This window comes from Flavobacterium sp. Arc2, assembly GCF_041431385.1.
GTDB lineage: Bacteria > Bacteroidota > Bacteroidia > Flavobacteriales > Flavobacteriaceae > Flavobacterium.
This window is the reverse complement of the sequence record NZ_JASMRH010000005.1, coordinates 116089-142056: the sequence shown is the minus strand read 5'-3', so window position 1 is coordinate 142056 and position 25968 is coordinate 116089. Positions and strand designations below refer to the sequence as shown.

19 protein-coding genes and 1 pseudogene are annotated in these 25968 nt (G+C 34.1%); 12 read left to right on the top strand and 8 right to left on the bottom strand.

The genetic code is table 11. The features are described from left to right. Positions 1–95: 95 nt before the first annotated feature. On the top strand, positions 96–506 hold the full coding sequence (locus tag QO182_RS04845) for a DUF3024 domain-containing protein (RefSeq protein WP_371560218.1): 411 nt from the start codon (positions 96–98) through the stop codon (positions 504–506). 627 nt (positions 507–1133) lie between these two features. Here QO182_RS04845 and QO182_RS04840 read toward each other — a convergent pair. Beyond that, positions 1134–1832 carry a pseudouridine synthase gene (locus tag QO182_RS04840; RefSeq protein ID WP_371560216.1) on the bottom strand — a complete coding sequence of 233 codons (699 nt, stop codon included), beginning with the start codon at positions 1830–1832 and terminating at the stop codon, positions 1134–1136. A gap of 372 nt (positions 1833–2204) precedes the next feature. Continuing rightward, a complete protein-coding gene (locus tag QO182_RS04835) occupies positions 2205–3740 on the bottom strand; it encodes a YifB family Mg chelatase-like AAA ATPase (protein WP_371536418.1) in 1536 nt (511 codons plus the stop codon). Positions 3741–3933: 193 nt separating this feature from the next. Between QO182_RS04835 and QO182_RS04830 the strand changes: the two genes are divergently transcribed. The 9 genes from QO182_RS04830 to QO182_RS04790 all read left to right on the top strand — a co-directional run bounded on the left by QO182_RS04830 (position 3934) and on the right by QO182_RS04790 (position 16881). Further along, complete coding sequence (locus QO182_RS04830; protein ID WP_371560214.1) at positions 3934–5136, top strand: NAD(P)/FAD-dependent oxidoreductase; 1203 nt, start codon at positions 3934–3936, stop codon at positions 5134–5136. 381 nt (positions 5137–5517) lie between these two features. Further along, positions 5518–6990, top strand: a complete 1473-nt coding sequence (locus QO182_RS04825; RefSeq protein ID WP_371536412.1) for a sodium:solute symporter — start codon at positions 5518–5520, stop codon at positions 6988–6990. Then, a complete protein-coding gene (locus QO182_RS04820; protein WP_371536410.1) occupies positions 6971–7405 on the top strand; it encodes a GNAT family N-acetyltransferase in 435 nt (144 codons plus the stop codon). The genes QO182_RS04825 and QO182_RS04820 overlap by 20 nt, the downstream gene beginning before the upstream one ends. A 6-nt stretch (positions 7406–7411) precedes the next feature. Further along, a complete protein-coding gene (locus QO182_RS04815) occupies positions 7412–8566 on the top strand; it encodes an amidohydrolase (protein ID WP_371560212.1) in 1155 nt (384 codons plus the stop codon). Continuing rightward, a complete protein-coding gene (alr, locus tag QO182_RS04810) occupies positions 8556–9707 on the top strand; it encodes an alanine racemase (RefSeq protein WP_371560210.1) in 1152 nt (383 codons plus the stop codon). Before QO182_RS04815 ends, alr begins: the two co-directional genes overlap by 11 nt. Continuing rightward, a complete protein-coding gene (locus tag QO182_RS04805; protein WP_371560208.1) occupies positions 9707–10780 on the top strand; it encodes an alanine/ornithine racemase family PLP-dependent enzyme in 1074 nt (357 codons plus the stop codon). Before alr ends, QO182_RS04805 begins: the two co-directional genes overlap by 1 nt. Positions 10781–10949: 169 nt before the next feature. Then, positions 10950–13955: an amidohydrolase family protein gene (locus QO182_RS04800; RefSeq protein ID WP_371560206.1), complete on the top strand. Its 3006-nt coding sequence runs from the start codon at positions 10950–10952 to the stop codon at positions 13953–13955. 31 nt (positions 13956–13986) lie between these two features. Further along, a complete protein-coding gene (locus tag QO182_RS04795) occupies positions 13987–15291 on the top strand; it encodes an amidohydrolase family protein (RefSeq protein ID WP_371560203.1) in 1305 nt (434 codons plus the stop codon). Positions 15292–15567: 276 nt separating this feature from the next. Then, complete coding sequence (locus QO182_RS04790) at positions 15568–16881, top strand: ammonium transporter (protein ID WP_371536391.1); 1314 nt, start codon at positions 15568–15570, stop codon at positions 16879–16881. A gap of 213 nt (positions 16882–17094) precedes the next feature. Here the strand turns inward: QO182_RS04790 and QO182_RS04785 are convergent, their stop codons facing one another. The 3 genes from QO182_RS04785 to QO182_RS04775 are packed head-to-tail and all read right to left on the bottom strand — an operon-like array spanning position 17095 to position 21772. After that, a complete protein-coding gene (locus tag QO182_RS04785) occupies positions 17095–19128 on the bottom strand; it encodes a cytochrome c biogenesis protein CcdA (RefSeq protein ID WP_371560201.1) in 2034 nt (677 codons plus the stop codon). Next, the gene (gene tilS, locus QO182_RS04780) at positions 19128–20438 is read right to left on the bottom strand and encodes a tRNA lysidine(34) synthetase TilS (RefSeq protein WP_371560199.1); all 1311 of its coding nucleotides are present in this window, start codon (positions 20436–20438) and stop codon (positions 19128–19130) included. Before tilS ends, QO182_RS04785 begins: the two co-directional genes overlap by 1 nt. A gap of 47 nt (positions 20439–20485) precedes the next feature. Beyond that, positions 20486–21772 carry an anthranilate synthase component I family protein gene (locus QO182_RS04775; protein ID WP_371560197.1) on the bottom strand — a complete coding sequence of 429 codons (1287 nt, stop codon included), beginning with the start codon at positions 21770–21772 and terminating at the stop codon, positions 20486–20488. Between the two features lie 242 nt (positions 21773–22014). On the opposite strand from QO182_RS04775, the gene QO182_RS04770 reads away from it, so the two are divergent. Then, the gene (locus QO182_RS04770) at positions 22015–22392 is read left to right on the top strand and encodes a DoxX family membrane protein (protein WP_371536384.1); all 378 of its coding nucleotides are present in this window, start codon (positions 22015–22017) and stop codon (positions 22390–22392) included. Between the two features lie 70 nt (positions 22393–22462). Here QO182_RS04770 and QO182_RS04765 read toward each other — a convergent pair whose 3' ends face one another. The 3 genes from QO182_RS04765 to QO182_RS04755 all read right to left on the bottom strand — a co-directional run bounded on the left by QO182_RS04765 (position 22463) and on the right by QO182_RS04755 (position 25162). Continuing rightward, positions 22463–23002: a lipocalin family protein gene (locus tag QO182_RS04765; protein WP_371536382.1), complete on the bottom strand. Its 540-nt coding sequence runs from the start codon at positions 23000–23002 to the stop codon at positions 22463–22465. Positions 23003–23144: 142 nt separating this feature from the next. Then, on the bottom strand, positions 23145–24548 hold the full coding sequence (lpdA, locus tag QO182_RS04760) for a dihydrolipoyl dehydrogenase (protein WP_371536379.1): 1404 nt from the start codon (positions 24546–24548) through the stop codon (positions 23145–23147). 155 nt (positions 24549–24703) lie between these two features. After that, positions 24704–25162 carry an Lrp/AsnC family transcriptional regulator gene (locus tag QO182_RS04755; RefSeq protein WP_371536377.1) on the bottom strand — a complete coding sequence of 153 codons (459 nt, stop codon included), beginning with the start codon at positions 25160–25162 and terminating at the stop codon, positions 24704–24706. Positions 25163–25321: 159 nt separating this feature from the next. Between QO182_RS04755 and QO182_RS04750 the strand changes: the two are divergent. Beyond that, positions 25322–25954 (top strand): annotated as a pseudogene (locus tag QO182_RS04750) (MarC family protein). Positions 25955–25968 lie beyond the last annotated feature (14 nt).

Below are 25968 nucleotides of genomic sequence, written 5' to 3'. Positions count from 1 at the left end.
CGCTATAGAATATTGATTATTTGTAATTTAGGCGCAAGCTGCGAGACTGAGCTGAACTCAAAGAATAATGCAATATTTATAAATATGAATATCATATGAAAAGTACAATTGACAATGTAGAAATAGATGAAATTGAAAATTATCTATCCTACATTCGTCCGCCAAAAGAAATTAGAGAAAAACTTGACATTTCTTATCGAATAGAAAAACAAAGTGTAATTATTTTTGAAATTCGACCAAATTGGCAAGACGTAAATATTAAAATGCATATCGACATGGTTAAATCTACTTTCGTAAAAAAAGATAATAACTGGAAAGTTTATTGGAAACGAGCGGATTTGAAATGGCACTTATATAAACCAAATCCAATTGTTCCAAACTTATTCGATTTTATTAGACTAATTGAGAAAGATGAGTATGGTTGTTTTTTGGGGATAATACGCCAACACCTAACATCGCATTTCCGTGCCCATTCCAATAATAAATCCCATTACGTAAGCAAATAATGTGATTCCACATTCTTCGGAATGACAAAATAGTGTGTACTCATCCTTAACTCTAAATTACCCCGATAGCGCGAGCGTCCCGCTCGATAACGCTAACAAAAGTAAATAATTATAAATTTCTGATAGGCACGAGGAGGAAAGAAGTTGAAAGGTATTTTGAAAATCTGATATTCAATTAGCCCCCGTTTTTTATTCTAAAATATTTTGAAAAAGTGAATTTCAAATAAAAACAAAAATGAACTTAAATAAGAAAGATGAATACGATTATAAAATTAATTAGAAACAAAAAATTAGCTTTTAAAATCTCTTTATTTTACGTCTCATTAGGAACTTTATCGGTTTGTTCAATTTATCCAAAAGATTTATTTTATGGAGATTGGTCACTTTATGGATTACTATTTACATTTCCGGTATCAGTAGTTAGTTTTAGCTTTAGATATACAGAATCAAATTTATTATATCCAGTTTTTATAATACAGGTAATAATGCTTTTTACAACTTTCTTTTTGCTAAGTTTATTCATAAAAGACAAGAAAATCTGAAATCTGAAATCTGTTCCTCTTTATATTAAAACTGTTATTTCAAAACACAACACTAATTTAAAGCATTAATTTACGAATTAGTATTCTATTTATACTTATTCAAATCTAGCTCAAGAATAGTACCTACTCTGCTAAACTCTTCATTAATCTTTGCATTCAAGATTAGTTCTTCATTTGTTACTGGATGGTTAAAAATTAACTGATGTGCATGCAGCATCATTCCTTTCATTTCAAAATTCTCCAACCATAATTTATTTTGTTTGTTGCAACCATGTGGACGACTTCCTAAAATGGGATGAAAAATATGTTTGAAATGTTTTCGTAATTGATGCATACGTCCAGTTTCAGGAATCGCTTCTACCAAACAATATCGTGACGTTGGTTTATTGTTAAATTCTAACTCAATTTCGGTACTTTGCAATCGATGAAAGTATGTTCGTGCATTTTGTATAATACCATCATCATTGGTTAAATCATAATCAATCGTTAGTTCTTCGGGTGACCAACCACGTAAAATTGCTAAATATTTCTTTTCGACTTCGCGTGTGGCAAAACGATCATTCATAATTTTTAAAACTGCTTTATCCAACGCAAATAACAAGACACCAGACGTTTTGCGATCTAACCGATGAATAGGATAAACATGTCGCCCTCCTATTTGATTTCTCAATTCTTGAATAGCAAAAACTTTTGCATCGCGCGCGTAAAATGATTTGTGGACCAACAATCCACTTGGTTTATTAATTGCTATAATATATTCGTCTTGGTAAAGAATTTCTAACATTTGGCAAAAATAAAAGAGATTTCGATAGAAATCTCTTTTATGACTTATTTATTTCTATACTTTTCTTTTTCATTTTAGCTCGAGAAACAAAATAGAAGATTACGATTGCTAAGATTGCATCCCAATGCTCTTATATACTGTTGATTATAGTATCCGTATTCTTAAAATTATAGCTAAAATTAATAAAAAAAAGCTACGCAAAATCTCCGACTTTAAGTATCTATTTTTCATTCTCCGACTGACCTTAAAATTCAAACATTTGAAAACCAAAATCGGTTACAAATAGAAAGTCACTTCCTCAAACTTCAAGACTTTGTGGAGCGTTGTCAAAAACATCTAAAATCAAAAATCGTTTATAAAAAATCTGAAATCTCACCCCAACCATCCATCTCTATCTAAACTTCTATACTGAATTGCTTCGGCAATATGGGACGAAACAACGGTAGGAGCAGCATCAAGGTCAGCGATCGTGCGTGCTACCTTCAAAATACGATCGTAGGCCCGAGCAGAAAGATTCAGTCGCTCCATTGCGGTTTTTAAAAGTTGTTTAGAAACATCATCAAGAGCACAATATTCTCTAATGTGTTTGGTATTCATTTGAGCATTGTAATGTATGTTGTCCATTTGCTCAAAACGTGCGGATTGTAATTCTCGGGCTGCAGTCACTCTTTTTCGAATATCAACACTGCTCTCCGCCTTTTGATCATCGGATAATTTTTCGAAAGGAACAGGAGTTACTTCGATGTGAATGTCTATTCGATCTAATAAAGGTCCTGAAATTTTACTCAAATAGCGTTGCATTTCGTGTGGCGAAGAAGTTTGTGGTGAATCTGGATCATTAAAAAAACCACTCGGACTAGGATTCATACTCGCAACCAACATAAAAGACGAAGGATAGGTAACCGTGAACTTCGCTCTGGAAATAGTCACTTCCCTATCTTCTAGTGGCTGGCGCATCACTTCGAGAACATCGCGTTTGAATTCAGGCAACTCATCAAGAAACAAAACTCCGTTATGAGCCATTGAAATTTCCCCCGGTTGTGGGTAACTTCCACCGCCCACTAAGGCCACATTTGAAATCGTATGATGCGGACTCCTAAACGGCCTTTGATTCATCAAGCCTACTTCTTTCAACTTTCCGGCTACACTATGAATTTTAGTAGTTTCTAAGGCTTCTCGTAAGGTCATAGGTGGCAATATACTAGGTAATCTTTTGGCAAGCATAGTCTTTCCAGCACCAGGAGGTCCTATTAAAATAATATTGTGTCCACCTGCCGCAGCGATTTCCATACATCTTTTTATAGACTCTTGTCCTTTAACATCGGAGAAATCAAATTCTGGAAAATCTAAATCTTTATAAAATTCGGCTCTAGTATCGATTGTAGTTGGTTCTAAATTCCCTTTTCCTTCTAAGAAATCGATAACCTCCTGAACATTCTCAACACCATATACGTCTAAACCCGCAACGATAGCCGCTTCTTTTACATTTTGCTTTGGAAGAAAAAAACCTTTAAAACCCTCTTCTTTGGCTTTGATGGCAATAGGTAAAGCACCGCGGATAGGTTGTAAACTACCATCTAGCGAAAGCTCGCCCATAATGATATATTTGTCGACATCGATCGCTTGAATTTGTTGAGATGCTACAAGGATTCCTATAGTTAAAGTTAAATCATAAGCAGAACCTTCTTTCCGCAAATCTGCAGGAGCCATATTGATTGTAATCTTTTTACCAGGCATGCTATATCCATTATTTTTTAATGCAGCAGCAATTCTATAGCTACTTTCTTTGATAGCATTATCAGGTAAACCCACTAAGTGGTAACCAATTCCTTTATCAATATTCACTTCTACTGTGATAGTTGTGGCCTCAACGCCAAACACGGCACTCCCAAAAACTTTTACTAACATAAAGGATAATTTTATTAAAAATAATGAATTTTCGAATACCAAAATAAAAATTAATACAACTTCTCTTCTAAATAATTAATCGCTTTAAAATCGCTCTCTACTGTCAATTTTGTAACAATTAAAATTTATTTTAAAATACGAACTTTCAACTTTTAGTTAATTTTATAATTGCTAATTATAATCAAACGACATCATGGACTTAAAATCAGGATTACCATTTTGGCTCATAAAAAACGGGCTTAGTAAAGACTATTTGACTTTAGACAATGATATTGAAACTGAAGTACTAATTGTTGGTTCTGGAATTACTGGAGCACTCAACGCACATTTTTTATGCGAAGCGGGTGTGAAATGTGTCATTGTAGATAAAAGAATGTCTTCAACAGGAAGTACTACTGCCAGCACGGCCCAGTTACAATACGAAATTGATACTTTTCTCTTTGATTTAATTGAAAAAGTAGGTGAAGAAAATGCGGTCAAAGCCTACAGAAAATGCCTAGAATCCATCTACACTTTAGAAAAAATCATAAAAAAGCTAAAAATTGATGGTGACTTTAATTGGAGATCCAGTTTATATTTAGCTTCAAATGCTGCTGGTTTGAAAGATTTGGAAAAAGAATATGAAATTAGAAAAAAGCATAAATTACCCGTTACTTTATTAAACCAAAAACAACTCAAAAGTAAATTCAATATTGACAAAAAAGCAGCGCTTTATAATGACTGTTCGGCACAGATAGACACCTTTAAGCTGTGCAATGAGATTCTAGATTACCATAAAAGGAATTCTGGCCTAGTAGTTTACAGCCATACCGATGTGGTCAAAATCGAAAATAAAAAGGATTACATTCTTGCCCATACAGCAAAGAAAAACACTATAAAGGCAAAAAAAATAGTCGCTGCTCCGGGGTTTGAATCTGAAAAACTATTAAATCAGAAAGTGATGCAACTGAACTCAACCTATGTTCTGGTAAGCAAACCTCTAAAGCCAGAAGATTTATGGGAAGAGAAATGTCTAATTTGGGAAACTGCCAGACCGTATATTTATATTAGAACTACTGAAGATAATAGAATAATGGTAGGTGGTTTTGACGAGCCTTTTCAGGATCCTGAAAGGAGAGACAAACTCATGGAGAAAAAAAACGAAGCTATTTTAAAAAGATTTAAAAAATTCTTTCCCGACAGTAAGATCGAAATTGATTTCTATTGGTGTGGTACTTTTGGAGAGACTAAAGATGGACTGCCATTTATCGGGGAGCACAAAGATCATCCCAATATGTATTTTGCTCTTGGTTATGGAGGTAACGGAATCACTTTTAGCGTTATCGCTGCCGAAATGATTAAAGACCTTTATTTAGGAAATCCTACAGATTCAGACTTATTTGCCTTTGATCGATAATCAAGATAATACAAAAATAACTTTAGTGAAAAAGGGAGTTAAAAACTACACTTAGGGCTATAAATCTTTATCATTTACAGCCCTGAATATTCTTCTGAATTCTGAATTTAAACTGCTGGAAATAAAATTCACAAAAGACTTTCCACAGCAGTTAATGGCTTTTCTATCGATTTTTGGATATATTTTCTTATATTTGCCGCTAATTATTTGCTTTTTCAGGGTTAAAAACGAATTATTATCAATAATTCTTACGACCAAATCTACGATTTCATATTCCTGAAATCAACTAGAAAAAACATACCTTTATTGCAGTTTGCTGCATCTTTTGCCTTTTGGAAAAATTCCATTTACAGGCTACTTAATAATCTGAAATAACAAGAAATGCACATTATAGATTATATAATCTTTGTCGTTTACATGCTGGCTATGTTAGGTGTTGGTCTCTACTTTTTTAATAAAAATAAAACTGCCGAGGATTTTTATGTTAGTGGAAGAAACATGAGTAGTTGGCATATCGGTTTGTCCGTAGTAGCTACTGATGTAGGGGGTGGATTCTCAATTGGTTTGGGAGGACTTGGTTTTACAATGGGAATATCAGGATCCTGGATGTTATTTACAGGACTGCTTGGTGCTTGGTTAAGTGCCGTTTTTCTGATTCCGAAAGTAAGCCAGCTGGGGCACAAATATAAATTTTTCACTTTCCCACAAATCTTTGGTCATTTCTACAATGGAAAAGTCGCTCTTTTAGCCGGAATTATTTCTGCCATCGGGTACATCGGATTTACTAGTTCTCAGGTTTTGGCTGGAGCCAAATTAGCATCGGCAACAATTGACGGTTTGAACATTCAGACTGCCTTAATTGTTATGGGAGTTATTGCAGTGGCTTATACTTCCATAGGAGGATTAAAAGCAGTGATTTACACCGATACGATTCAATGGCTAATCCTTATAGGTGGATTAGTTTTTATAGGAATACCAGTTGCCTACAATGCAGTTGGAGGTTACGATGCCATCAAAGCAACTTTAGATCCTAAATATTTATCACTGACCAATGTAACCTGGTACCAGTTACTAAATTGGTCTGTCACCATTATTCCTATTTGGTTTGTTGGAATGACGCTATACCAAAGAATTTATGCTAGTAAAGGGGAAAAAGAAGCAAAAAAAGCCTGGATAATTGCTGGAGTTTTCGAATGGCCCATAATGGCTTTCATGGGAGTTATTCTTGGAATGTTAGCCAAGGTAGCTGCAACCAAAGGAATGTTTGACGGAATTACAGATGCGGCCTCAATGGACAGCGAAATGGGATTACCTATATTACTGGCTACCATTTTACCGATTGGATTAATGGGACTAATGCTTTCCTCTTATTTTTCGGCTATACTTTCCACTGCTGACAGCTGTTTAATGGCTGCCTCTGGAAATATCGTTACTGATATTATTTCTAAATTTTCAAAAAAAGAGTTAACTCATAAAAAGGAACTTCAGCTTTCACAGATCGTAACACTACTAGTTGGTGTTTTTGCAATCTTATTGGCTTCCCAAATGCAAAACGTATTGGAATTGATGCTGTACTCCTACGCCTTTATGGTTTCTGGATTATTCATCCCCGTCTTAGGTGCTTTATTTTGGAAAAAAAGCCACCCAATAGCTGCTTTTTGGAGTATGCTTTTTGGAGGAGCAACGACAATTTTACTTATAATTACCGAAAATAAGTTACCTTTAGGTATAAAATTACCCGAACATTTAGACGCAAATATTTACGGAATCAGTATTTCTCTATTATTGTTCGTTACAATATCAATTTATCATCATAACAAAAAAGAAAAACAAAATGGAATTCAAAATAATTAATAGTACTTCAGGAGAAGACAAAACATATACAAATCAAATCATTGCTCAGTTTCTTTTTACTCACTTAGAAGAATACGGAGATAAAGTGGAAGACATTCTAAAATGCATCGCTTACGTTATGAATCCTGACAAAGGAGGAAATATAGTCGTAGGTTTAGACGATGATAAGATTGTTGGTGTCGTTATTCTAACCAATACAGGCATGAAAGATTTTATCCCAGAGAATATTTTAGTGTATATTGCTGTTGACAATAGCCAACGAGGTAAAGGATTTGGAAAGAAATTAATGCAAAAAGCAATCTCAATTGCTGAAGGAAACATAGCACTTCACGTAGAGCCAAACAATCCTGCTAAAGGACTATATGAAAAATTAGGTTTTACTAATAAATACCTAGAAATGCGTCTTATCAAATAGTCGAAAATGGAGAATTTAAACCCATGCTTAGAACGACTTGTTCTACTGCGAAAGGAACTGCATAAATACCCGGAAGTTTCTGGAAAAGAAGTGGAAACTGCAAAAAGAATCACTTCTTTTCTGGAAAATTATCCTCCAGATGAAATCATAACAAATATTGGAACAACTGGAGTTATCGCCATTTACAACGGTGAAAAACCAGGAAAAACAGTATTATTTAGATGTGAGTTAGATGCCTTACCCATTGAAGAAATCAATACGTTTGAACATCGTTCGCTGAGTGATGGAGTTTCTCATAAATGTGGCCATGACGGTCATATGGCTATTTTATGTGGTTTAGCAACCCAATTACATCAACATAAACCGGAGACAGGTAGAGTTATTCTGTTATTTCAACCTGCGGAAGAAGATGGTAGCGGTGCGCAAAAAGTGTTTTTAGATACAAAATTTGAAAGATTTAAACCAGATTATGTTTTTGCCTTGCACAATTTACCTGGATATCCAAAAAATCAGATTGTTGTTAAAAACGACACTTTTACTTGTGCCGTGAATAGCATGATCATAAAACTGGACGGGGTAACCGCTCATGCCGGCGAACCTGAAAAAGGAATCAATCCTGCCTTAGCGATAGCATCGATTATTACTCAATTCAATACTTTTATTCAGGCTGATATTTCAAAAGAAAATTATTGTCTGATCACTCCTATTTATACTAAAATGGGTAAAAAAGCCTATGGCGTTTCTGCAGGAGCCGGAGAAGTCCATTTTACGGTAAGAAGCGACAGTAATTCTCAGATGAGAAAGATAGAAGCTACTTTAGAAAATATTGCCCAGGCTGTCGCAGATGAATATCGATTGAAATGCAGCATACAATGGACACAAAGTTTCCAGGCCAACGAGAATGATAAAACAGCCGTTAACTTCATCAAGGAAGTGGCCAAAGAAAATAAATTTGAACTAGTGGACAAACCTACCCCTTTTACATGGGGGGAAGATTTCGGCTTGTTTACTCAGCACTTTAAAGGAGCAATGTTCGGACTGGGATCAGGAACAAACACGCCAGCCTTACACAACCCAGACTACGATTTCCCTGACGATATTATTACAACAGGAGTATCTATTTTCCACCACATAAGCAAACAGATCACAAATGCATACTAATTCAACAATTGAACTTAATACCAGCGCTTATCAAAAGAATCTTTCTTTTCTTCGAACTACTTTTGGAAAAAAAGTACAAATTTCATGTGTTGTAAAAGGAAACGCTTATGGACATGGAGTTAAGGAAATTGTTACGATGGCCTATGCTAATGGAATAACTCATTTTTCTGTTTTTGATGTTCAGGAAGCGAAAACCGTAAAAGAAGAGTTAGAGAATAAAGCCACTGTTATGGTGATGGGACTCGTTCAAGACGAAGACATGGAATGGGTGGTCGATAATAACGTAGAGTTTTTTGTTTTTGATAAAGCCAGATTGACAAAAGCAGCTAAAACAGCAAAAAAACTCAATAAAAAAGCAATTGTACATATTGAGGTAGAGACAGGAATGCACCGTACCGGTTTTGAAAAAAACGAACTCAATGCAGTAATTGCTTTTCTAAGAAAAGAAAAAGAACATATTCTTTTTAAGGGACTTTGTACACATTATGCGGGTGCCGAAAGTATTGCAAACTATTATAGGGTCGATAAGCAAATTAAACGATTTGATGATATTTATCAATATCTTTGTAAGATTGACTTAAAGCCAGAAATTAAACATTCAGCTTGTTCAGCGGCATCAATTATGTTTCCCGAAACCAGAATGGATATGGTACGAATAGGAATCATCCAGTACGGATTATGGCCAAGCCCTGAAGTATTTGTCAATTATTTGAGTACAAAAAAGAATAAAATTGATCCTCTTCAAAGAGTTATTACTTGGAAAAGTAAAATAATGAGTGTAAAAAAGGTAAAAATTGGAGAATTAATAGGATATGGAACTAGCTTCCTTGCAGAAAGGAATATGAAAGTTGCAGTAATTCCCATTGGCTATTCTCATGGTTATAGTCGTTCTTTAAGTAACCAGGGAAGAGTTCTTATCAATGGACAACGCTGTATTGTAGTTGGATCTGTAAACATGAATATGATGACTGTCGATGTAACAAATATTGAGTCAGTGAAGAAAGACGATGAAGCAGTTTTAATTGGCTCCCAAAGTGACCTTTCAGTATCTGTAGCTTCTTTTAGTGATTATAGTAATCAACTGAATTATGAATTATTAACCAGAATTTCAAAAACGATTCCACGTAAAATTATAGAATAATGGCCTTTATAAAACTATACCGAAAAAAATTAGAGGAAAATTACACTTTCTTGAATAACATTTTTGAATCCAGACATATAGAATGGGGTGTTGTTACAAAGCTTCTTTGCGGTAATACAATTTACTTAAAAGAAATTATTGCATTGGGTGTAAGAGAAATGCATGATTCTAGAATTAGCAACTTAAAAAAAATAAAGGCGCTGGACCCTACCATACAAACCGTATATATTAAACCACCGGCAAAACGAAGCATTGAAAATATTGTACGTTATGCAGATGTTAGTTTCAATACTGAAATCGACACCATAAAAATGCTTTCTAAAGAAGCACAAAAACAAAACAAGAACCATAAAATCATCATTATGATAGAAATGGGCGACTTGCGTGAAGGTGTAATGGGTGAAGAGCTAGTTGAATTCTACGGTAGCATTCTAAGCTTACCTAATATTGAAATTAGAGGTATTGGTACCAATCTTAATTGCTTGAGCGGGATAATGCCAACGCAAGATAAATTAATTCAGCTGAGTCTATACAAACAATTGATTGAAGCTAAATTTAACATTATAATACCATGGGTTTCTGGTGGAACTTCTGTAGCAATCCCTTTGATGCTGAAAAATGCACGTCCTCTGGCAGTGAATCATTTCAGAGTTGGAGAAGCATTATTTTTTGGTAAAGACCTTTTCACTGGCGAAACTATAAAAGGAATGCATAATGATGTATTCAAGCTGTACTCAGAAATTATCGAGATTACTGAAAAACCAGATACACCAACAGGCGAATTAGGAGAAAGCGGAGTGGGTAATACCTATGTAATGGATGAAAACGCTGATTTAGGAGTTACTTCTTTACGTGCAATTTTGGATATTGGACTCTTAGATATGCAACCACAATATATTGAAGCAGAAGATCCAGATATCACTATCGTAGATGCTAGTTCTGATATGTTAGTAATAGACATTTCAAACTCAAAAAAGAATTATAAAATAGGTGATCTAATCTCTTTTAAGATACAATATATGGGAGCCTTATACCTTTTAAATTCAGATTACATCGAAAAAACTATTGGTTAGTATACCATTTAAAAATAACGAAGGGAAGATAAACAGCAGTTGTCTTCCCTTTTTTATTGGAATAAGTAGAAATTCGTCCTTACATAAAATAAACAAGTGTTAATTGTTAGGTTTTTTAACATTTAAAGACAATTATTCAATACTTTTAGAAGAAATTAACAAAAAACTTATGAAAAGAATAGTTACCCTCATCTTTTTATTAATTTTTATACCAAAAATTAATGCTCAAGAATACTTTCCCACTAACGAAGGTGTTCGAAACAAAAACAACAATTATACTGCATTTACCAATGCCAAGATTTTTGTAACTCCAACACAAATAATCGAAAAAGGAACTTTGCTCATTCAAAATGGGAAAGTTATTGCGACTGGAACTTCAGTAAACATCCCAAAAAATACGATTACAGTAAACTTAGAAGGAAAATCAATTTACCCTTCTTTTATTGATATGTATACAAGTTTTGGAATGGAGAAACCTAAAAAAACAGAAGGTAATCGACAAAGTCAATCGTACGATACCAAGCGAGAAGGCTATTACTGGAACGAGCACATCCGTTCAGAAGTCAATGCTTACGATAATTTTAAATATGACCAACCAAAAGCCGAAGAGTTACTGAAAGCTGGATTTGGTGTGGTGGGCACGCATCTACAAGATGGTATTGCCAGAGGAAGCGGTTCATTAATTGCTTTAAACAACAATGATCAAAGTAATCGATTATTAGCCGCTAAAATTTCTAATCATTTTGGTTTCACAAGAAGTGTTACTTCTAATCAAGCCTATCCTAGTTCATTAATGGGAATGATGGCATTATTAAGACAAGTGAATTACGATTTAAAATGGTATAAAAACGGTAATGCTGATACTAAAGATTTATCATTGACTGCCTTGGCTGAAAACGAAAAACTAATTCAAATATTTGCTACCGAAGACAAACTAAATAGCTTGCGAGCTTCAAAGATAGCTAAGGAGTTTGGTTTGAATTATATTATGAAGGGAATTGGTAATGAATTTGAAAGAGTTGAAGAGATTAAAAAAACTAATGCTCAATTTATTATTCCAATAAATTTCCCTGAAGCTTATGACGTATCTGATCCCAATCAGGCTAATCAAATGGAATTGAAAGATCTACGCTTTTGGAATCAAGCTCCTACCAACCTTAAAGTTCTTACAGACAACGGAATCGTTTTTGCCCTGACTACTGATAAATTAAAAAAAACAGAGGATTTTAGAACAAACCTACTTAAAGCTATAAAATTTGGTTTTGATAAAACAAAAGCATTAGAAGCATTAACAACAGTACCTGCTTCATTATTAGGAAAAAGTAATGAAATTGGAAGTTTGAAAACTGGAAACTACGCCAACTTTATTATCACCTCAGGCGAAATATTTAATGATGAAACTAAAATCTATGAAAACTGGGTTCAAGGGTCAAAATATGTTGTCAATGATATCAATGTTATAGATATTAGAGGAGAATATGATTTGGCTATCGCCGATAAAAACTACAAATGGAAAATTACTGGTGACATCAATTCTCCTAAATCTGAAATTAATTCAGCAGATTCTAAGAAATTAAGTTCTAAACTTTCGATTTCAAATAACTGGATTTCAAATGTGATAAAGTCAACAGATTCTACTCTAGCAACTTTCACACGATTAATAGGATATGTAGAGGACGTTCAATCTCTTTCTGGTAAAGCAATTTTATTTGATGGAAACGAAGTAAAATGGTCCGCTAATAAAACAGCCCCATTTGTGAAACAAGTGGATTCATTAAAGCTGCAAAAAAACAATGTTATTATGCCTATAACATTTCCTAATGAAGCTTACGGTAATATTAAGAAATTAACTGCCGCAACTTTACTATTTAAGAATGCAACGGTATGGACAAACGAGAAAGAAGGTATTCTTGAAGAAACAGATGTTTTAGTTAAGAATGGAAAAATCGGCTCTATTGGTAAAAATATTTCAGATGCATCGGCAACCATCGTTGATGCAAAAGGAAAGCATTTGACTAGTGGAATTATCGATGAACATTCTCATATAGCCATTTCTAATGGAGTAAATGAAGGAGGGCACAATTCTAGTGCTGAAGTATCAATTCAAGATGTAGTCGATTCTGAAGACGTAAATATTTATAGAGAACTTGCCGGCGGAGTCACTACTTCACAGTTACTACATGGTTCTGCAAATCCTATCGGTGGACAATCTGCGATTGTAAAATGGAAATGGGGACAGGATGCAGATGAAATGTTGTATAAAAACCAGCCAAAATTCATCAAATTTGCACTAGGTGAAAATGTAAAGCAATCCAACTGGGGAAATATAAACCCGACTCGTTTTCCTCAAACAAGAATGGGAGTTGAACAAGTTTTTACAGATTATTTTCAACGTGCAAAAGAGTATGAATTAACATGGAAAAACTATAATTCAAAAAAAGGCAAAGGAAATGCTCCAAGAGTAGACTTAGAATTACAAACCTTAGTTGAAATACTTAATGAAGAGCGATTTATTAGCTGCCATTCTTATGTTCAATCAGAAATTTTAATGTTGATGAACGTTGCTGATAAATTTAATTTTAGAGTCAATACCTTCACTCATATTCTGGAAGGTTACAAGGTAGCCGACAAAATGAAGGAACATGGAGCGGGTGCTTCCACTTTTTCAGACTGGTGGGCTTATAAATTTGAGGTAAATGATGCAATTCCTTATAATGGACCCATAATGCACAATGCTGGATTAGTGGTAGCTTACAATTCTGATGATGCTGAAATGTCAAGAAGATTAAATCAAGAAGCGGCAAAAGCAGTAAAATATGGAGATATTTCTGAAGAAGATGCTTGGAAATTTGTGACTCTTAACCCAGCGAAGCTATTGCACATTGATGATAAAGTAGGAAGTATAAAAGTGGGTAAAGATGCTGATTTAGTATTATGGAATAACAATCCATTATCTATATATGCGAAAGCAGAGAAAACTTTAATTGAAGGTATAGTATATTATGATGTTCAAAAAGATGAGCAAAAAAGAGTAGCTATTGCCAAAGAAAAAAACGAGTTAATCGGTCAGTTATTGCAAGAGAAAAACAAAGGTGCAAACACTCAAGAACCAAAAAGAAAAGAGAAAAAAGAGTACCACTGTGATAGTTTAGAACTTGAATTAATTGAATATTAAGAATCACGATTATCTAATAAATTAGAGCCAAATGAATACAAAAAGATATATAATAGTATTGGTATTAAGTTTATCAATCTTTGCAAATGCACAACAAACTCCTGCTCCAAAACAATCAAAATCAATATTGATTCTAAATGCGAAAGCGCATATTGGTAATGGACAAGTTATAGAAAATAGCGCTTTAGCTTTTAAGGACGGTAAAATCACTATGATTACTGATGCTACAGTAATTAGAATAGACAAAAGCGCCTACGATATTACTATTGATGCTAGTGGTAAAGAAGTTTACCCTGGTTTCATAGCTCCAAATTCTACATTAGGATTAGTTGAAATTGATGCCGTTAAATCATCTGACGATGAAAATGAAATTGGGCAATTTAATCCTAACGTACGAAGTATTGTAGCCTACAATGCAGAATCAAAAGTTATTGAAACCGTTAGACCTAATGGTGTTTTAATTGCTCAAATTACACCTCGTGGAGGGCGAATATCAGGCACATCATCTATTGTTCAGCTAGATGCGTGGACTTGGGAAGATGCGATTATGAAAGAAAACGATGGAATTCACCTAAATTTCCCATCAAGCTATAGTAGAGGTGGATCACGGTCTGAGCCAGGTAATATTGAAGAAAATAAAGATTATAAACCTCAAATCAATGAAATTCTTACATTCTTGGCAAATGCGAGAGCATATCAAGTCGATAATGTGAAAGAGAGAAATTTAATTTTCGAATCCGCAAAAGGATTATTTGATGGTTCTCAAACTTTATTTATTAATGCTAATGAAGAAAAACAAATTATCGATGCTGTTCAATTAGCTAAAAGTAACGGCATTAAAAAAATGGTAATTGTTGGTGGATATGAAGCTTATAAAACTGCCGAATTATTGCACGAAAATAATATCGGCGTACTTTTAAAAAGAGTTCATGATATGCCAGAACATGACGATGACGATGTTGATCTTCCGTATAAAGCAGCAAAATTATTAACAGATAAAGGAGTTGTTGTAGGACTAGAAAATAGCGGTTCTCATGAAAGAATGAATACTAGAAACCTACCCTTCTTAGCAGGTACCTGTGCTGCCTACGGTCTAGACAAAGAGCAAGCTTTACAATTAATCACTTCTAATACTGCAAAAATATTAGGAATAGATGCTCAATGTGGTACACTTGAAATAGGAAAAGACGCCACTTTATTCTTGTCTGCAGGTGATGCCTTAGACATGAGAACTAATAAAGTATCTCACGCTTTTATTCAAGGCAGAATGATTAGTCTAGAAACGCATCAATCTGTATTAAATAAAAGATACAAAGAAAAATACCACCAAAACTAGCTGTATCACAATAGCTTAGACTTAAATTCTAAAAACAGACACTTTACACCATAGTAAACTGTCTGTTTTTTTTTAATTTAGAGCAAAACGATAAATTTCGGAATCACTTATTTCCGAATACATTAGTAAATCGTAAAATTTACTACTCAAATCAACCATACCTTTAAAAAAACAGGGGGTAAAACACCAAAAACATAAAAATAAACAGAATTACTTCAATATTATAAGGGATATTGAATGATTTTATACTTTTGTCAAAATTTAATTCTAAATAACATGAGAAAAATCGTTTTAAGTATACTGCTGATTTCGCTTTTAGTAGTTACTCTATTTTCAACTTCCCTTCTATCTACAAATCCTCTTCCTGCACAAGCAACAGCTTTCGACACTGGGGATACAGCATGGATGATAGTTGCTACGGCACTTGTTTTAATCATGACGCCTGGTTTAGGATTTTTCTATGGTGGAATGGTAGGTAAAAAAAATGTAATCAGTACCATGTTACAAAGTTTTATGGCTATGATTATTGTAACAGTGCTTTGGGTTGTAATTGGATTTGGTTTATCTTTTGGGCCTTCAATTGGAGGTATTATTGGTAATCCTTTGCCTTATCTATTTTTCCAAGGCGTCAATATAAGTACCGCTTGGGTTACTGCGCCAACTGTACCATTTCTATTATTCGCTTTATTCCAAGCAAAATTTGCAATAATCACACCTGCATTAATCACTGGAGCCTTTGCTGAAAGAATTCGTTTTTGGGCTTATTTACTGTTCATGGTTTTGTTCATTATATTAATTTATGCTCCCTTATGTCATATGACTTGGCATCCAGAAGGAATTCTATATAAGTTGGGAGTTCTCGATTTCGCTGGGGGAACCGTTGTACATATGAGTGCTGGTTGGGCAGCTTTAGCTGGTGCAATGTTTTTAGGAAAAAGAAAAACTCAGAAATCAAACCCGGCACGTATTACTTATGTATTGCTAGGAACTGGTTTATTATGGTTTGGATGGTTTGGTTTCAATGCAGGTTCTGCTTTAGGTGCTAATGGATTAGCCGTACAGGCTTTAGGGACAACAACTGTAGCTGCGGCCGCTGCCGGAATGGCATGGGTATTCTGGGATAAAATTCTAGGACATAAATTATCAGCAATGGGGGCTTGTATTGGTACTGTAGTCGGTTTAGTAGCTATAACTCCAGCTGCTGGATTTGTAAGTATGCCACATGCAATATTCATTGGTATTTTTAGTAGTATTGTTAGTAATATTGTAGTCAGTAAATTTCCAAAAGGTAAAATTGACGATGCTTTAGATGTTTTTGCTTGTCACGGAGTAGGTGGTATGACAGGAATGTTATTGACTGGAGTTTTTGCTTCAAAAGCAGTAAATTCAGCGGTAACAGATCAAGGACTTATTTTTGGTGAGACAACTTTATTTTTCCATCAATTAATTGCATTGGTAGGAGTATCTGCTTTTGCCTTTATATCCTCATATATATTATTCTTTATTGTGAATAAAATCACGCCGCTAAGAGTAAGTGAAGACAAAGAAGAGTTAGGTTTAGACATCTCTCAACACGGAGAATTTTTATAATAGTAATTATAAAAGACTTGTAGTAAGATAAACCTAATGCAGAAAAAAATCCCGATCTAAATTTCAGATTGGGATTTTTTACTTTATAGCGGTTATGTATTCTAATATAGTCCAATGAAAATCGTGCTACTTTCATATTATACCGAAAAAACCGGCACAAGTTATCGGTATTATGCTAAATGAGTTTAGACTACTTAATAAATATAAAAGATATTATTTCTTGAATTTAGAAATTCCTGCTTTTAGCCAAGTTCCATACTCGTCTATACTCACATAACTAATAGTTGGATTTTCTTCATTTAAGCTATTACCCTCTAAATCCATTAGAACATATAAAGGCTGTGTATTAGTTTTATATTTTGATATCATAAAATCAGTCCACTTATCCCCTACTGTTTCAATTTCTGATCCAGTTGTTTTTGAGATAAATTGTTCGTCTTTAGGCAAATCTCGTTTGTCATCAACATATAATGATATAAGTACCACTTCATTGTTTAGAATAGGCAAAATCATAGTATCAGACCACACATTGTTTTCCATTTTTCTACAATTTACACAGGCATATCCTGTAAAATCAAGCATAATGGGTTTATTTACTGTTTTGGCATAAGCCAAACCCTTTTCATAATCATCAAAAACTACTATGCCATGAGGTCCACTTTTAGCACCTTCTGGCAAAATGATACTCGTAGCACTACTTCCTGATCCTCCTAATCCCGTAGGACTTTCACTGTACTCTAATGTAGGCGGGAAAGCGCTAATCATTTTTAAAGGTGCTCCCCAAAGCCCTGGAATCAAGTATATAGTAAAAGTTAATACTAACAATCCCATCATCAATCGCCCTACGGAAATATGCGTCAACGGACTATCATGTGGTAACGTAATTTTTCCGAATAAATAAAAGGCCAGTGTTCCAAAAATAGCAATCCAAATCGCTAGAAATACTTCTCGTTCCAATAAATGCAATTGCAATACTAAGTCAGCATTCGATAAGAATTTAAAGGCTAAAGCCAATTCTAAAAATCCTAGAACTACTTTTACCGTATTCAACCATCCACCTGATTTTGGTAATGAATGCAACCATCCTGGGAACATGGCAAAAAGCATAAACGGTAAGGCTAATGCCAATGAAAAACCAAACATTCCAATGATGGGAGCAATTCCCCCTTTGGAAGCGGCTTCCACTAATAGAGTACCCACTATCGGACCCGTACAAGAGAACGATACAATTGCAAGTGCCAAAGCCATAAATAAAATCCCAATAATCCCTCCTCTATCGGCTTGACTATCTACTTTATTTGCCCAAGAATTAGGTAACATAATTTCGAATGCACCTAAAAATGAAGCTGCGAAAACAACTAATAAAACAAAGAAAATAATATTAAACCACACATTAGTTGATAGCGCATTCAACGCATCAGCACCAAAAACCCAGGTTACTACAAATCCTAGAAGCACATAAATAACAATAATTGAAATCCCATAAATAATGGCATTTCTAATCCCTTTTGCTTTTGTTTTACTTTGCTTGGTAAAAAAACTAACCGTCATGGGTATCATAGGAAAAACACAAGGTGTCAGCAAGGCAGCAAATCCTGATAAAAACGCAATAAAAAAGATAGACCACAATCCTCTTTGTGTATCTGACTTAGGTTCTGCAGCCGCTTCTTTCTCAGGTGTAGCAACGACTATGTTACTTTCACCAAGACTCGGAGCTAATGAATCTGTCTTTATAGTTTCAGTTTCAGTAGTAGCTACAACAATAGCAGCGTCTTTTGGCACCGCGACCATAGCTGCGCTAACAGGTAGGCTAAAAGTAAATTTCTTTTCTAAATTGATACATACTTCTTTACAAACCTGATAATTCAACTCGGCTTCAATAGTTGAAGTCTTTGCATTCGTAACTTTAATAAGTTGTTTAATTTGAGCTTTATTTTGAAAAAAAGTTTCATTCACTTCAAAAATATCGTTGTAAGCCGTTTTAGTTTTACTTTCTTTCGCTTTCCCTACAAGAGTAAAATTACCTTTTTGGTTTTTAAAAAGAACTTCTAATGGCAGTGGCCCACCATCTGGCGTAAACTGGGAATACATATGCCAGTCCTTTTCTATTATTCCATCAAAAGTCAACAAATAGGTATTGTCTGATGTTTTTTCGATTTTTGTCGTCCATTTTACCGGATCCAGAATTTGAGCATTTACATTGGCAAAAGCCAAAAAAGTGATAAGGATAACTAATATTTTCTTCATTATTCTAATTCTATTTTTAATATATTTTGTGTTTTGTTATCAATTTTAAATCGCTCATCTTGCCTCACACCAACGACCCAAACAATTTTAGTTCCTGACCATAAGATCCAGACATTCTCTTTTTCTAACAACGATAATTTTTCATCTTTAAAAAGCTTACTCACCTTTTTAGATTTACCGTCCATACCAAAAGGTTGAAAATTATCTCCTTCATTCCACCTGCGTAAAACCAAAGGAAACTCTAATTTGTTTTGATCAACAAATATAGCCGTATTTGTAGGAATGTAAATGGCATCTACCTTACAAAGACTAAGTTTTAAGGGAATCTTAACGTCTTCAGTTCCTTCATCGATAAAATACTCCTCGTTACTATTACTTAAGTCAATTGGACTCAAGATTAATAAATCTCTATCTTTTAACAATCGAAACTCGGCCGAAAAAACATATTTCCCTGATTGGCTTTCGACTAAATTATAAATATCATCCCATGCAGAAAATCCAAATTCATGCAACCACTGGTATAAATAAGAGGTATAATTGGGTAATTTTCGCAATTGATTTAAATCAAAATAGATACCGTCCTCTTCTTGCTTCGCGACCTGCTGGTACACCATAATCGAAGCATCTTCAACCATGGCTTGTGATTCCTGCAAATAAGATTGCGTTTTTTGAAACGAAGAAATGAATTGTGGGTTTAGCTCTTTTAGTAAAGGAACTAAATCATGACGGATCTTATTGCGTAAATACTTATCGGAAGCATTGCTGCTGTCTTCTCTCCATTCTATGTTATTTTCATCGGCATAGTTTGCAATTTCTTCCCTAGAAAAAAGCAATAATGGACGTATAATTTTGTCGTTTTGTGCGGGTATTCCAACCAAACCTTCCAGCCCTGTACCTCTACTTAGGTTGATGAGGAATGTTTCTATATTGTCATCTGCATGATGAGCAGTAAGAACATAATCAAACTCTTCAGTTTCTAATAGCTCGTAAAACCAATTGTAACGCAAATCACGAGCTGCAACTTGTGTAGAAAGCTTGTAATCTTTGGCGAAAGCCTCAGTATCAAATTGGGTCAAAAACATTGGAATATTATTAGCACTAGCAAAATCTTGAACAAAATTTTGATCTCCGAAACTTTCTAATCCCCGTAATTGAAAATTACAATGAGCCAAAGCAACTGCGTAGTCTAGTCGCTTAAATAAATGAGCCATGACAATACTGTCTAAGCCACCACTAGTAGCCAAAAGAAGTTTTTTATTTTCTAAAAAGGGGAAGTTTTGAGCAATATGATTTTTGAGTCTATCTAACATAGTTCAAAAATAAAGATTAAAATTCAATATCGAATTATGAATGTCAATTATTGCAATACTTCACGCATTGCTTTTGCTTTAAGCAAACACTCTTCATACTCACTTTCTGGAATTGACAGCGCTGTTATGGCGCTACCTACTGAAAAGGACATATATTGATTTTCTTGATTGTATAAAATACTTCTGATGATCACGTTAAAATCGAAATCTCCGCTAGGTGTAAAATACCCCACTGCTCCACTGTACAATCCTCTTTTTGTTTCTTCTAAATCTTCAATAATTTTCATAGCCGAAATCTTAGGTGCACCCGTCATACTTCCCATGGGAAAAGATTTCTTTATAACATCAACAGCGCCATATTGATAATCTAATCTGGAAGTAACAGTAGAAATCATCTGATGTACTTGCATAAAAGAATAAACACCACATAACTCAGTAACCTGTACCGATCCTTTTTGTGCGGTATGCGATAAGTCATTGCGCACTAAATCTGTTATCATAATATTTTCGGCCCGCTCTTTTGGATCTGCTGCCAGGAGATTCTTCGATTCTTCGTCTTTAATAGGATCTAAAAATCGTTTTGAGGTTCCTTTTATAGGTTGTGAAATAAGAAGTTCCCCCTCTTTTTTCAAATACCGTTCTGGTGATGCCGAAAGTAAAAACTGCCGGTTATTTTTAAAGAAAACGGCAAATGGAGGTTGAGAAATTTCGTTGAGTTTAAGAAATTTATCCAATGGATTTATAATCGTTTTTTCAGCATAAAATTCCATACAAAAATTAGCTTCATACAAATCCCCCTGTTTAATATGGGTAAGCATTTTTGAAACCTTATCGAGATACTCTTCTTTTGAAATTCTTTGTTTAATTTCAACTGCTGCTGTTTGCAGTCCCAGGTCTGTTGTTTGCAGATGTATCTCATTGAAATCTTCCTCTAATTCATCATCACATAGGCTTAGATATTGAATTTCGACCTCATTCCCTTTCAACAAGAATATTTTCTTTGGTTGAAAGAAAAATAAATCAGAAAAATGCAAACCATCAAAATTATTCGATTGCAAAACCTCTACATTATTTTTTAATTCATAAGATAGATAACCAAACAACCAGTCTTTTGTCGTTTGCTGGTATTGTTTGAAATCCTCAAATGCATTATGATAGTCTGTTCTTATCGATGTAAAAGCATCTACTGCCACAACACAATCAAAACTGGAGTGTTGATGAGGATAATCATTACTATCCATAAAAACGACTTCACGAAACTGTTGCGACCAAATAAGTAGTTGTTTTTTAAACAATTTAGGATCTGAAATGGGCTTATGAATGGATGTTCTCAAGAAAATTTTGTCTTTAAAATTCAAAATTACAATAAAAAAAACCCTTTAATATGGCGTTATCAGAAAAATCAGTTGTTTTTTTCGTAAATTTACAATAACGCACTAGTATTAAAGTACTTAATAAAATTACGATTGTTTTTTTTCTGATAGAGACGGTAATAAAAGGGGAATATAGGGTTAAAATAAATGAGCTGTACCACATCAGAATATTTTAAATATTTAACCAATAAAACCTAGATATTATGAAAATTGCTACCATCATTATTCGAACTCTACTTGGACTACTATTTCTATATACTTCTATCAGTTATTTTTTCCACTTAAGCCCCGAGCCTGCATCAACAGGAGAATTCAAAGCATTCCAAGTTGGCTTAGTAGCCTCGACGTATTTATTTCCGTTAGCAAAAAGCGTTGAGCTATTGTGCGGATTATCGTTTATAACAGGAAAGTTCACGACATTAGCTAATCTTGTCATTTTCCCTGTAACCTTAAATATATTATTAATTAACTACTTCCTGACTCCAGAAAATCTTCCGCTCGCTATTTTTGTGTTTGTGGGGAATATATTCCTGATTTTTTCTCATTGGGAAAATTATAAAGGCTTATTTAAAGCTGACTAATTTTTTTATATAAAAAATAAAAACCGACTCTAGCTAAAAGTCGGTTTTGTTATTTGATGAATTCCTATTATTATTTAGTATGTTGCACCCATATTAAATCAGATGTTTTGTAACCAATACCTTCTGCTATTTTCAAATAGTCTGAGGTAACTTCTAACGGAATTGACTTTTCACGTGACAAAATCCATAAATATTTAAGGCTTTCTCCTGCGACCAAAGCGTATTTATACTCTTCATCAATAGCAATCACATTATAACCTCCGTAAAATGGCCCAAAAAACGACACTTTTAGCATAGCTACATCCTCGTCTCCCACAAACTTCGCTTTTCCGATGCTTTGTTTCCATTTGTCATTTTTCACATCATAACCTTTATTATCCACTTTTATCGTTCCATTGTCCTTTAATGAATATTCAGCTGTGGTATTGTTTAATCCTTTCTCAAATTTAAAATCCAATCTGGCGATTTCATACCACTTTCCCAAATATTTTTCTTTCTCGAAATTTTGAACTGCCTTTGCTTTCTCTGGAATCGTTTTACGTGAGCAGGAATTAAGAAAAACTCCTACTCCAACAAGTGCTAAAGCACCCACTATATGTCTCTTTTTCATACTAATTTGTTTTTATTAAAGATATTATGTAAACACCATTATGCTTTTATATAATTTAAATTAAAGCTTATAAAATTTAATCATTAAACAAAAAACCCGTCAAACATAGTTTGACGGGTTCATTAGTACAAAATCGTATAAACTATACGTGTAATGCTCTATTATCTGTAGCTGCTAATGCCGCTTCTTTGATCGCTTCCGCAAAAGTAGGATGCGCATGTGACATTCTTGAAATATCTTCAGCTGAAGCTTTAAATTCCATTGCAACAACTGCTTCAGCAATTAAATCAGCACAACGAGCTCCAATCATATGAACTCCCAGCACCTCATCTGTTTTTTTATCAGCAAGGATTTTTACAAATCCATCTAAATCTCCGCTTGCTCTAGCACGACCTAATGCTTTGAAAGGAAATGTTCCAGATTTGAAATCTACTCCAGAAGCTTTTAACTGTTCTTCTGTTTGTCCTACAGCAGCCACTTCTGGCCATGTATAAACTACACCAGGAATCAAATTGTAATCAATGTGTGGTTTTTGTCCAGCCAAGATTTCAGCTACCATAGCTCCTTCTTCTTCCGCTTTGTGCGCTAACATAGCTCCACGAACAACATCACCTATTGCATAGATATTAGGAACATTCGTTTGTAAATGATCATTTACTTCCACCATTCCTCTATCTGAAATTTTCACTCCTGCTTTATCAGCGTTTAATCCATCAGTGTAAGGACGACGACCTACAGCAACTAGAGAATAATCTCCTTCTAAATTGACTGTCTCTCCTTTGGCATTTTCTGCCTGAACAGTTACGATATCACCGTTTCTTTCCACAGACTTCACTTTATGTGAAACGTAGAATTTCATTCCTTGTTTCTTTAATACTTTGGTCAGTTCCTTAGACAATGAAGCATCCATTCCAGGAATGATTCGGTCCATGAATTCCACGACAGAAACTTGAGCTCCTAAACGTAAATATACTTGACCTAATTCAATACCAATCACACCACCACCAATGATGATAAGATGTTTTGGTACTTCTTTTAATTTTAATGCTTCAGTAGAAGTTATAATTCTTTCTTTATCGATTTTGATAAATGGCAAATTAGAAGGTTTAGATCCTGTTGCAATAATTATATTTTTAGCTTCCACTGTTTCGCTAGTTCCGTCCGCTTTTGCGATAGCAACGTGAGTAGCATCTACAAAAGAACCCAGTCCTTCTAGAACAGTGATTTTATTTTTGTCCATTAAATATTTCACTCCGCCAGATGTCTGGTCAACAACTGCTTGTTTACGAGCAATCATTTTCTCTAGGTTAATTTTTACGTCACCAGAAACTTCAATTCCGTGATCAGCAAAATGTGCTAATTCAGCATAATGATGTGAGGAAGATAACAATGCTTTTGAAGGAATACATCCTACGTTAAGGCAAGTTCCGCCAAGAACTGAATACTTTTCGATAATTGCTGTTTTGAAACCAAGTTGTGCACAACGAATTGCTGATACATATCCGCCTGGGCCAGAACCAATAATGACTACGTCAAATGAATTCATAGTATATTTATTTTTGTTGTTTTATTATAAAATGTTCCACAAAATTAAGGAATTAAGTTTTGTTTAAACTTTAATATTAAATATATTTTGTTAAGATTTTGTACAACAACTCATTTAATATTATGAAAACGATACGATCTTGACACTAAAATTCACTAAACTTCAACCACCGTTGTATTTTTAACTTCACTAATCATAAAAGTACTTTGAGTACTGCCAATATGCTGAAGGGTAGTCAACTTTGCAACTAAAAACTCTCTATAGGCTTCCATGTCTTTCACCACAATCTTAAGAATATAATCATAATCACCACTTACATGGTAACATTCTAAAACTTCTTTTAATTGCACCACCTCACTTTCAAATCTGGTTACAAATTCTTTGGTATGCTGGATGAGTTTTAGGTGACAAAAGACCACAAATCCTTTCTCAACCTTCCCTTTATTAAGCAATACCACGTATTTATCAATAATACCTTCTCTCTCTAATTTTTTAATCCTTTCATAAACTGCAGTAACTGATAGATTCAATTTTAATGACAATTCTTTTGTTGTCTTTTTACTGTCTGTTTGTAATAATAAGAGAAGTTTTTTGTCTATTAAGTCTAAAGTCATTTTGTAGTTTTTTTGGCGAAAGCATGAAATATTCCATAAAAATAGAAATTAAATCTACACAACCTCATTTTAGCAACATAAAAAACTGAGTTTAGTCCCGATTATTGACAATAAAAACTATATAAACGTCCTTTACATTATAAATAGCACTGTTATATAATGGATGATTTTATCACTTTTAGCCTTTTGTGCCTTACTTCTTTCTTTACCCTAATCAATCCATTAGGTACGATGCCTATTTTTTTAACTATGACCACTGATTTATCAGAACAGGAGCGCAGAGTCACAGCAAAAAAAGCTTCCATAGTTTCCTTTATCATTATCGTTTGTTTTGCCCTATCCGGACAATTGCTTTTCAAGTTTTTTGGAATCTCCGTAAACAGTTTTAAAATAATGGGTGGCGTCATTTTTTTCATGATGGGAATGGACATGCTGCAGGCTAGATTAAATACTGTAAAAATCAAAAAAAATGAAGTAAAGAAATATGTAAATGACATTTCCATTACGCCTCTCGCAATTCCTATGATTTGCGGGCTAGGTGCGATAACAAACGCTATTGTTTTAATATAAGATGCTAACTCAATGTCTAAAATAGTGATTCTACTAGTTTCTATCGCGCTTGTAGTCTTAACCATTTACATCATTCTATTGAGTTCATCTAAAATTATAAAAGTAATAGGACAAACAGGTATAAATGTAATGATGAGACTTATGGGACTTATCGTTACGGTAATAGCAGTTGAATTCTTTTTTAGTGGCTTAAAGCCAATCATACACGATCTAATGCAATAACTAACTTAAAAAAA